10 protein-coding genes and 1 pseudogene are annotated in these 10,018 nt (G+C 67.8%); 6 read left to right on the top strand and 5 right to left on the bottom strand.

Annotation, left to right across the window (positions count from 1 at the left end):
* Window positions 1–458 (bottom strand): annotated as a pseudogene (locus tag AB0I10_RS38850) (hypothetical protein); the annotation flags it as partial.
* Window positions 459–585: 127 nt separating this feature from the next.
* On the opposite strand from AB0I10_RS38850, the gene AB0I10_RS38845 reads away from it, so the two are divergent.
* Together AB0I10_RS38845 and AB0I10_RS38840 are read left to right on the top strand one after the other, a co-directional pair.
* The gene (locus tag AB0I10_RS38845) at window positions 586–819 is read left to right on the top strand and encodes a hypothetical protein (protein ID WP_363157468.1); all 234 of its coding nucleotides are present in this window, start codon (window positions 586–588) and stop codon (window positions 817–819) included.
* Window positions 820–1,221: 402 nt separating this feature from the next.
* The gene (locus AB0I10_RS38840) at window positions 1,222–1,818 is read left to right on the top strand and encodes a hypothetical protein (protein WP_363157467.1); all 597 of its coding nucleotides are present in this window, start codon (window positions 1,222–1,224) and stop codon (window positions 1,816–1,818) included.
* A 159-nt stretch (window positions 1,819–1,977) separates the two neighbouring features.
* Here the strand turns inward: AB0I10_RS38840 and AB0I10_RS38835 are convergent, their stop codons facing one another.
* The gene (locus AB0I10_RS38835; RefSeq protein ID WP_363157466.1) at window positions 1,978–3,408 is read right to left on the bottom strand and encodes a transposase family protein; all 1,431 of its coding nucleotides are present in this window, start codon (window positions 3,406–3,408) and stop codon (window positions 1,978–1,980) included.
* Window positions 3,409–3,739: 331 nt separating this feature from the next.
* Here AB0I10_RS38835 and AB0I10_RS38830 point away from each other — a divergent pair, with 331 nt between their 5' ends.
* The 4 genes from AB0I10_RS38830 (at window position 3,740) to AB0I10_RS38815 (ending at window position 7,963) form a co-directional block, all read left to right on the top strand.
* Window positions 3,740–4,321, top strand: coding sequence for an NAD(P)H-dependent oxidoreductase (locus AB0I10_RS38830; protein WP_363157469.1), 582 nt, complete (start codon window positions 3,740–3,742; stop codon window positions 4,319–4,321).
* Between the two features lie 317 nt (window positions 4,322–4,638).
* Window positions 4,639–6,066 (top strand): pyridoxal-dependent decarboxylase, encoded by a 1,428-nt coding sequence (locus AB0I10_RS38825; RefSeq protein WP_363157465.1) that lies wholly within the window; start codon window positions 4,639–4,641, stop codon window positions 6,064–6,066.
* Between the two features lie 26 nt (window positions 6,067–6,092).
* Window positions 6,093–7,601, top strand: coding sequence for an FAD/NAD(P)-binding protein (locus AB0I10_RS38820; protein ID WP_363157464.1), 1,509 nt, complete (start codon window positions 6,093–6,095; stop codon window positions 7,599–7,601).
* A complete protein-coding gene (locus AB0I10_RS38815; RefSeq protein WP_363157463.1) occupies window positions 7,598–7,963 on the top strand; it encodes a hypothetical protein in 366 nt (121 codons plus the stop codon). The genes AB0I10_RS38820 and AB0I10_RS38815 overlap by 4 nt, the downstream gene beginning before the upstream one ends.
* A 198-nt stretch (window positions 7,964–8,161) precedes the next feature.
* Here AB0I10_RS38815 and AB0I10_RS38810 read toward each other — a convergent pair whose 3' ends face one another.
* The 3 genes from AB0I10_RS38810 to AB0I10_RS38800 form a co-directional block, all read right to left on the bottom strand.
* Window positions 8,162–8,911: a recombinase family protein gene (locus tag AB0I10_RS38810; protein ID WP_363157462.1), complete on the bottom strand. Its 750-nt coding sequence runs from the start codon at window positions 8,909–8,911 to the stop codon at window positions 8,162–8,164.
* A gap of 351 nt (window positions 8,912–9,262) precedes the next feature.
* Entirely contained in the window at window positions 9,263–9,679 is a 417-nt protein-coding gene (locus AB0I10_RS38805) for a hypothetical protein (protein ID WP_363157461.1), read from the bottom strand.
* A gap of 98 nt (window positions 9,680–9,777) precedes the next feature.
* Window positions 9,778–10,018 (bottom strand): hypothetical protein (locus AB0I10_RS38800; protein ID WP_363157460.1); only part of this gene is annotated, 241 nt, incomplete at its 5' end.

The following is a 10,018-nucleotide window of genomic DNA, read 5'->3' as shown; positions in this document are numbered from 1 at the left end:
GCTTGGGCGATCATCCGGTACAGCTCGAAGCCCAGATCTTTCCCAGCCGCGCGAAAGAGTTCGGGGTAGAAGCCGGGAAAGGTGTTCTCGTCGACGATGATCGGCATGCCCTGGTGAAGGATCATGTCGAAGCCAATGATCTGCGCTCCCATTGCCTTCTGCGCATGCGAGGCCAGTTCCGCGTGGGCGGTCGGCACGTCACACAGATCGACCTCGCCGCCCACTCCGGCCGCGTCGTAGACCTTCGCCGCGCCGCCACGCATCGTGGCCCAGCGGGAGGGCCGCTTGCGGTAGCCGTACATCACCTCGCCACCCACCATCGTCACCGACATCCAGTCGGCGAGGTCGTTGTCGTAGAACCGCTTCAGCAGCAGCGTCTCGTCAGCGGATCCCGGAGCGGCCGCGGCCAGGTAGCCCGCAACGTCTCGCAACGTGGCGAAGTCCTCGACGAGCAGCATGCCCTGCCCGAAGTAGCCGCCACGGGGTTTGAGCAAGGCACGGCCCCACTCGGCCAGGACCCGGCTCGGCCGCGCTCATGTTGCCCTGGCGCAGCAGGACGGTCTCGGGCACCCGTACTCCGACGCGTTGCAGCAGCAGATGAGCTCGGTACTTGTCGACGCCGATCGCGAAGCTTTCGGGGTCGACCACGACCCGTGTGTCCTGGCTGAGCGTCTGCAGCGCCTCGATGTGGTAGCTGCCGGGCCGACGGTCGATCTGCGCATACCACACGTACACATCCAGCTCGTTGAGACACAACGCGCCGTGGTGCACCCGCCCACTGCGGATGTGGGTACGGTCAATGTTCAGATCGTGAACTAACTCCACGTCCGCCATGCCCGCGAGGAGTTCAAGACATCGCTCCCGGGCTTCCGCGGGGACGGCGGGGCTGCGCGACAGCCGCCGCACGGCCTCGGACATCCCGATGGGTGCGCTGGACAAGAACGTCCCCGCCCGCAGTGGTCGAACGCCCATCCACTCCCCCAGAACTGTGCAGTAAGTGACAGGCGATAGACCTTCCCTTCCCGCCCAGGAGCGACACCCGGTCGCTCCGCTGACGTGGCATCCAAGGCACGACGGTGACTTGGCGCCCCCATCATCGTGCGGACCTGTTCCGAGTCCGGATCACGGGGGTGGTCAGCAGTCGCCGGCATACCCAACCTCTTGTCAGACACCGCTGTTACGTTGACGTGAGGATCTTGCTTCGACCTCTGGAGAGGGCGTATGTACGACGAACGGCTCGCCGAGTTCTCCCGCGAGCGGCTGGACGGCCGTCCAATACCCGACGATCTGCGTGTGCTGCTGGTGGCGCAGTGGGAAGGCCGCACCGACTTCACCCACCTTCTCGACCTCGACTTCTTCGAGGCGGGAGAGGTCCACCCGCTCCTGGACACCAGCTATCTGAGCGAAAAGGAACTCGCGGACCCGGAGATGCAGGCCGTCAACGCCGGAGCTGCGGAGATGGCCAAGTACGTCAAGCTCGTGGCGAAGGGCGGAAAGGGGTGGATCGGTTACTGGCTGCACCCCGACGAACCCACGGACCGTGCCTGGCACCTCATAGAGCTGGACACCGAGTTCACCTTCTGGGGCCTTGTCGGCCTTACCCTGACCGAGGGGTCCGCCGCCGAGCAGGCAAGCTACCAGGACGAGCCCAACGAGCGAATCGCGTTCACACAACTGGCCGCCGAACTCGCCGAGCTTGGCCTACCGCTAAGCACCCAGGACTATGACTCCCTCGATGACACCGAGTACACGGTGGACCCGGAGGAACTCATGGAGGAGCTGATCGAAGCCGAACGCGAGAAGCGCGGTCTTCGCTGAGCGGGGAGACGCTAGTGCCCCGGATGCCGCAACGGGAGGTGGTTGACATGTTGGCCGCCGCCGGTCATGAGATATCTCGTTCGTCGGTCGAGCGGGCGATGCGAAGACGTGGCCTGCTACAGCCCATCGACTACTAGGTGTGCATCTGCCAGAGCTTGGTTACATCTGGGTCTGAGTTTTCCGCTTCAGGCGTTCGTAGGGAGTCTGGCCGCCGAGAGCGCCGTGCGGGCGGTGGTAGTTGTAGTAGTCCTCCCATTCTCGGAGTTTTTCGTTCAGTTCGCCGGTGTCGTCGATGACGACGCCGGCGAGCTTGCGGTAGAACTCCTCGGCGTCGATGCGGTGTGAGCGTTCCACCTTGCCGTTGAGGTGCGGGGATGCCGGTTTGATGTAGGTGTGGGCGATGCCCTTGTCGAGTGCGTGCCAGTGGAAGGCGGACTGGAACTCCGCGCCGTTATCGGTCTGGATGACCTCGACGCGGAAAGGCAGTCGTTCAAGGACGTAGTCCAGGAACTGGATGGCTGTCTTCTGGTCGCACCGAGGGTAGATCCGCAGGACGCGCAGCCGGGTGCAGTCGTCGATCGCGGTGAACTGGTAGTACTTGGCCCGACGGCGGACCTTGGGCGTCGTGCCGACGACGAGGGCCGGCTGCTGGGCCGTCGGGGCAGGCGCGCCGATCGGCTCGATGAACTTCACGTCAATCTGGACCCGGTTGCCGGGCAGCTGCTTCTCGTAGCGGCGGGTCGCCCGCCGGGCGGAGCGGTCGGAGACCAGCGCGGCGATGGTGAGGGGGGTCTCGGCGTAAGTCTCGCGCCGGCCGGTGAACCGCTGGAGCGGCCGCCACTGCTTGTACTCGGCATTGGTGTGCTCCACGCAGATGCGCCTGGAGGACTGGCGACGACGTTGCTCGCGCCAGGCATGGTGTTCGCCCTGCGGCGTATCGTCCTTCGGCTTCTTCGGAGGGGCGCTGACCTGGTCTGGGAACTCGTTGGCCAGTCCCCGGTAGCCCTCGTCGGCCTCGGCACGGACCGTCGGGCGTCGGCGGAACTGCTCGGCGATGCCCTCGGTGCGCACGGCGGTCTGGTCGTGCATGCGACCGGGCCGGACGACCCCGCGGAACAGGGTGCGGCCCTGGGCGTCGCAGAAGGTAGTGGTCTTGATGGTGTTCTGCCTCTTCTTGCCCGACACGAAGGCCTTGCGGCCGGGGCGGCCCGCGCGCGGGCGGCGGACCTGCACCTCGGTGCCGTCGATCCGCAGCTGAACGTCCTCGACGTCGGCGTAGGCGAACAGGTCCTCCAGCGTGCGCAGCCGCAGCCCGGGCCGGTCTGGGACTGCGAAGCCGCGGGCCGCCAGCAATGGCCGGACCTCGCGGATCGCCCCGGACACGGTGGAGCGGTCCACCCTGTACAGCTCGGCCAGGGCCGCGTGTGACAGCCCCAGCCGCAGGTGGACCCGCGTGACCAGCAGCCGCTCCGTGAACGCGAGCCGCTGCTTGGGACCTGCGCCGGGCGCCCGCCTGCGGTCCCCGCCGCGGCGCTCGCGCAGCAACGACTCCCGGACGGCCTGCCATTTCGGTGCGAGTTCTTCGAGCAACTCGCCAAGGTGTGTGCGGGAGACCCCGGACAGGGCAGGATGGGAACAGACCGTACGGGCCCAGGCAAGCTTCACAACTCGGCCAACTCGTGCGGCCCTTGCTGCGTTACGGTTCAACCCCGTCGACAGCGGCAAAGGCCAGGAACCGATGACTGGCCCGAACCCGGTCCGGGTGACCTTGCTGGTGCTGTACTCGCCGAGGCTTGAGGAATGCTGGCGCTACCAGAACCTCGGCCTGGGATTCACCGCGGAGCGGTGATGGAACGGAATAGGATCCTCGGTCGCCGAGGTTGCAGTCGTGGACAGTGTCCCCGGCGACTGGAGCCCCACCGTGACCCGCTCGTTCCTCTTCCTCCTCGGCAGCGCGCGTGCGTGCGGCAACACCGAGATGCTGGCCCGGCTGGCAGCCGAGCAACTACCCGCCGCCACCGAGCAGCGCTGGCTGAACCTGACCGAACACCGACTGGCGGACTTCGTCGACGGCCGCCACGACGAGGCCAACCGGCCCCACCACGAGGCCGAGGAGTTTCTTCGACAGGCGACGCTCGCCGCCACCGACATCGTCATCGCCTCACCGCTGTACTGGTACTCGGTCTCCTCCTACACCAAGCGCTACCTCGACTACTGGTCGAGGTGGCTGCGCACCCCCGACCCGGACTTCAAGGCGCAGATGGCCGACCGGACCCTCTGGGGCGTGACCGCCCTGGCCCACCGCGAGGAGGAGGTGGCCGCCCCATTGGTGATGACGCTGAACCACTCGGCGGCCTACATGGGCATGCGCTTCGGGGGCGTCCTGCTCGGGAACGGCTCCCACCCGGGTCAGGTCCTCGACGACGAACAGGCGATCATCCGCGCGAAGACCTTCTTCGCCCAGGACGCACCGCTCGCCCGCTTCCCCTATCAGGAGGGCTGACCACCCCCGGGCCTTACGACCTCGGGGCACTAGCGTGCAAGCGACGCCCCCTATTGCTCCCCAGGTCGTTAGCCTCGGCGTTTCAGTTGGGGAACCTGCTTCATGCCGGCTGCCTCAAAGGCGCGAGCTTTCAACACGTTCACGCTGTGCGGGCGGGTGATGCCTTCCCCTGGACCGCCTGGCTGTGGCCTGCTGGACATATCCTCCGCGCGCACCGGTTCCGGGTCCGGTCTGCCCAACGTGCCGTGCCTGGCTTCACCCAGGTGTTCCGGGCGGGGTGTCGGTGAACGCTCGTGGCTCGGAGGGGAGAGGGCGCTATGACAGATCGGTACGCTGCGCTCCTGGAACAGGCGGCCGGGCATGCCCTGGCGTATTTGGGTGGGCTGGCGGAGCGGCCGGTCAAGCCGCTGGCGGACGATGAGGAACTACGCGGCCTGCTGGGCGGCTCGTTGCCTCAGGCGCCGGGAGATCCGGCCGAGGCGCTGGAGATGCTGGTCAAAGCGGTGGAGCGGGGACTGGCTCCGTCGGGCAACGGCCGCTATTACGGGTATGTGGTGGGCGGCACGCTGCCGGTGGCGATGGCCGCGGACTGGCTGACCTCCGCCTGGGACCAGAACTGCATCGTGCACGACGGTTCGCCGGCTACCGCGGTGGCCGAGGAGGTGTGCGCCGCCTGGCTGTTGGACCTGCTCGACCTGCCCCGGGGCGCGTCGGTGGCGTTCACCCCGGCCTGCACCCACGCTGAGCTGCTGTGTCTGGCTGCGGCCCGCCACAAGGTCCTGGCCGACCGCGGTTGGGACGTGGCGTCGCAGGGGCTGCGGGAGGCTCCGCCGGTGCGGGTGCTGGCCAACGCCGACACCCACTCCGCGGTCCTGCGCTGCCTGCAGGTCCTGGGGTTGGGCGGCAGTATCGAATATCTGGCCACCGATGACGAAGCCAGGATCCGGCCCAACGCCCTGCAGCGGGCACTGGAGGCCCATGCCGGGGTGCCGTTGATCGTCTGCGGCCAGGTCGGCGAGATCAATACCGGTGGCATCGACCGCCTGGCCGAGCTGTGCGAGCGCACCCACGAGGCGGGCGGCTGGGTCCACCTGGACGCCGCGATCGGCATGTGGGCGGCCGCATCCCCCCGGCTGCGGGGCGGCGTTCTGGCCGGTATCGAACGCGCTGACTCCTGGGCCGCGGACGCCCACAAGTGGCTCAACACCCCCTACGACTGCGGCGTGGCCTTCATCGCCGACTCCACCGCCCACCGCGCTGCCGTGCCGTTGACCGCCGACTACCTCAACACTGACGACGGCAGACGCCACCCCGCCCAATGGGGCCTGGAGATCTCACGCCGCTCCCGCGTCTTCCCCCTCTGGGCCGCCCTGCGCACCCTCGGTCGATCCGGCGTGGCCGAGCTGGTGGACCATTGCTGCGCCAATGCCCGGCTTTTCGCGGGCCTCCTGGCCGATGAGCAGGACGTCGAGGTGGTCAATGAGGTGTCCCTCAACCAGGTCCTGGTGCGCTTCCACCCCCAGGTCTCCTGCAACACGGGCGAGGGGGCTGGGGCGGCTGCGGACGCGCACACCGCCAAGGTAGCGGCGCTGTTCCGGGAACGGGGCCAGGGCTGGGCATCGAGCAGCCAGTGGCGCGGGCAGACCGTGCTACGCCTGTGCCTGATCAACTGGGCGACCACCGAGCACGATGTCCGGCGGGCGGCGGCCTCGCTGCTGGACTGCCACCGCACCCTGGTCCGCTAGCCGTGACCGCCGTACGCAGAGCCGTGGTGGCCGTGATTGGCGGCGGCGCCTGCGGCATCATGGCCTGCGCTGCCCTGGTCCGCGAGGCCGCCGCCACCGGCCGCACCGCTCTGGATGTGCACCTGGTGGAGAAGCAGGCCCGCCTGGGCGATGGGGTCGCCTACGCCACCCCGTACGACTGGCACCTGCTCAACATGCAGGCCGCCACGATGAGCGCCGCCCCAGATGATCCCGACGACTTCACCACCTGGCTGCGGGAACAGCCCCCCGCGGACAGCGCGCCGCCCGACGGCCTGCCGCACGCCTACGTGCCCCGTCACCGCTTCGCCGCCTACCTGCGCCACCGGTTCGCGGACACCGTACGCGCCGCTGAGCACGCCGGGATCCGGATCGAGGTACACCGCACAGAAATCCTCGACTGCCACCCCTGGGGCGACCGGCTCACCCTGGAGTGCGCCCACGGCATGAAGCTGCCCGCCGTCGACCGAATTGTGCTGAGCCTGGGTGACCTACCCAGCCCGGCCTACCGCGAGCTCACCGGACACCCGCGCTACCACCCCGATCCCTGGCAGCTCGGCGACAACATCGCGCCCGCCGCCACCGTCGGGGTGCTCGGCACCGGACTGACCGCCGTCGACGCCCTGGCCCAGCTGCACGCGACCGGCCACCACGGCCCCCTTCACTGTTTCTCCCGCAACCGCCCCTTCCCCACCGTCCAGCCCCCTGTCCTCACCTCCTACCGGCTACGCCACCTCACGCCCGAACGACTCGAACAACTCACTGCGGGCGGGGCCCGACAGCTGTCCCTGCCCCAGGTGGCCGCCCTGTTTCTGCAAGATTTCCAGGACGCCACCAATGGCGCGCTCGGTGCTGCCCAGTTACTGCACCGCGCCCGTACCCACGACGGCTTCGCTGCCGACATCGCAGAAGCCCAGGCCCACCACACCTCCTGGTACGAGGCCCTGGACGCCACCTCCCAGCTCGCCCCGTACCTGTGGCAGGCCATGAGCTCCCAGGCCAAGACCGACTTCCTGGCCCGGTACCACAGCTTGTGGGCGATCTGGCGCCACCCCATGCCCCTGCCCAACGCCCGACGCCTCCACCACATGCACCACACCGGCCAACTCCACTGGCACACCGGCATTCAGAACATCGCCGCCGGGCACAACGGCGGCTTCGAAGCCCACTGCCACCACGACGACCGGCACCGCACCTGGCACATCGACCACCTCATCAACGCCACCGGCACCAGCTACCAGCCCTGGCTCACCGCGAGCCCCCTGCTCACAGCCCTGCTGGACCGCGGCGCACTCGCTGCCCATCCCCTCGGCGGCATCGACGTGGACTTCCACACCCTCCAGGCCACCCCGAAAGCAGACCAACGTCTGTACTACATCGGCCCCCTCACACGCGGCGTCCACTTCTACACCAACGCCATCGAAACCAACCTCGCCAACTCCGCCCGCATGGCCACCCACCTCATCCGCGCCCTCCCGCCGTCCCCAGCGGAGCGACCCGCACCAATGGCACGGTGAGCAATGCGACGATGCCGTGGCCTGAAACGGACGCGGCGCCCCTCAAGTGCATGGCCGTGGGTGAACGAGCGAAGGAACGTGCCCAACGTGGACAGGGCCCGCATCTCGTGGAAGGCCACGGGCATCGCACCGTGCCGCAGCCGCTCGACATCGTCGATGCTGTCCGCCTCGGCGCACATCGCTGCCACCAGCGACATCACCTTTGCCACCGGGTTCGCCCCGCCGCTGTTATCCGCACCCTCGATCCGTACCGCCGCTGCGGCCGGTTCCGAAAGCCGTCCCCGCTCGGCAAGACGCATCACAGGGACCAGCCCGGCATCCGCCACCAGATTCGGCTCGTCGAACACGACAGAAACTGCTGAAGCGGCATGGGAAGATTGCATCTCGCGGATGTTCTCTCGACCTGTGGAAATGGAACCCTACAAGTCCCATCATCCCAGGCCAGAGGGCATCCGCGCCCTCACGTCCAGGCTCTGGACCAGCAATTGATCGGTGGATCGAGGCTAACGAGTTGGTGCGGCGCGGTTCCCCGGTGCTTGACTGCCTGGCAGCCGGCCCGCTCACGCGCCTCCCGCGTTGCGGGCGATCACTCGGTGACCTCCTCGGGCGCGGTGGCAACCTGCTTGGGGCTTCCGAGTGCCACGGAGTTGCGGACGCGAGGTGTACAGCGTCGTCCTGCTGACGTCCAGCAGCTTTGCCATGGAGGTGACCGACTGCGCTGGGTCCTCCATGAGTTGTAGCGCGTAGGCGATCTTTTCGGGGGGCATGCGGGAGGGGCGGCCGAACTTCACGCCGCGGGCCTTGGCGGCGGCGATGCCGTCGCGGCTGGCTTCGTTGATGATCTCGCGGACGAACTGGGCGATGGCCCCGAAGATGTGGAAGACCAGGCGGCCGGCGGGGGTGCTGGTGTCGATCTCCTCGTTCAGGGATCGCAGGGCGGCGCCGCGATTCTTGATGACCTTGACGATTTGAATGAGGTCTTCGAGGTTGAGTCCGAGCCGGTCGAGGGACAGGACGACAAGGGTGTCACCCGGTTCGAGGTCGGCGAGGATCTTGGTCAGCTCGGGCCGGTCGGCGTTCTTGCCGGATGCCTCGTCGAGGTAGAGCGGGTTGATGCAGCCCGCATTCTTGAGGGCGCGGGTCTGCCGGGCGAGGTTCTGGTCCTTGGAGCTGACGCGCCCGTATCCACGGAGGACGCCCTGGCGCACTTCGGTGGCCCCGTCCTCATCCTGCGGGGTGTATGGGTCGGCTTCGAAGAGGTCTTCATCGGGGATGGGTTCGGCCTCGGGTAGCACAAGTGTCGTAGCCACAACGCTAATTGCACGGAAACCCCCCTTGCGAGGTGGGCAGTTAGCCGAACTATCCGGACGGGGTTTCTGAACAATTCTCCGACCCGAATGCCCGGTTCGAGACCCCCGCCCGAGAACCATCGTTAGTTGGGCAGTTAAGGTCGGCGCCCCGGCCCTGCAACGTGCGGCGGCCTCTGGGTACCCGCGGGGGCCTTTGGTGCAGCTGCCCGGTGTTGGGATGTCGGGGCGACTGAGAGGCCGACAGCGGTCGAACTGGCGCCCCTAGGGCTTATTGCTACTGGCCCGTGCGTCCGGGATGACCTGCGGCGAGTGAACACCCGTAGTAGTGCTTGGCCCAGTCCCTGTTTGGGATCAGCCGGTCGCCTTCCGCCGGAGCACGGCGGGCCGGTCCTGCCAGGCGTTCACGGCCTTGATGAACTCCTCCGTGGCGCGCTCGAGGTCCGCGAGGAGCTGTTCCTTTTCGGCACGCAGGATGCAGGGGTGGCCGTGCTGGTCGAGAAGATCTTCGATGTCCTTGCCGGTGACGAGGTCGCCGGTGGTGCCGTCGGTGAGACTGGCGATGACGTTCGCGTAGGCGTCGATCGTCTTGATGACAGCCTGTGTGTCCTCGGGCGCGCAGGAGTCCAGGTCGGTGAACCTCTTCAACGCCCCGTAGACGCTAAGTGACGCGTCGACCTCTTGGCAGCATCCGCCGTCGGCGTGGAGCTTGCGTTCGTGGCGGGTGCACCACCGCTCCTGCTCGTCGGATTCGATCTGCGTGCGGTCCACGAGCCTTTGCCAGGCGCTCAGGGAGACGCTGATGACGCTGATCCTTGCGGCGTGGCGGTACGCCGGTTCGGCGGCCGTGGCCAGATGACGGGGGCCGGTCAGGCGTAGGCGGCGCCATGCGTGATCAAGATCGGCGGTTCGGGGGGTGTCGGTGGCGTCGTAGAGCCGAGAAGGGATTCGTGCTGGCGTTCGATCTGGGCTTCGCGCCAGGAGGTTGTGGCGGTGAGGCGTACGCCACGCAGGGCGATGCCGGCGCCGATGAGAGCGATGATGGCGCCGACGGCGGCGCCGAGGCCGGTGGATATGAGAATCCAGGCGGGGGTATCTGCGGGTGGCTGC

Origin of the sequence: Streptomyces sp. NPDC050636 (assembly GCF_040654775.1) — a bacterium.
Taxonomy (GTDB): domain Bacteria; phylum Actinomycetota; class Actinomycetes; order Streptomycetales; family Streptomycetaceae; genus Streptomyces.
The sequence above is the reverse complement of the archived record's forward strand: the minus strand, read 5'-3'. Positions and strand labels throughout refer to the sequence as shown.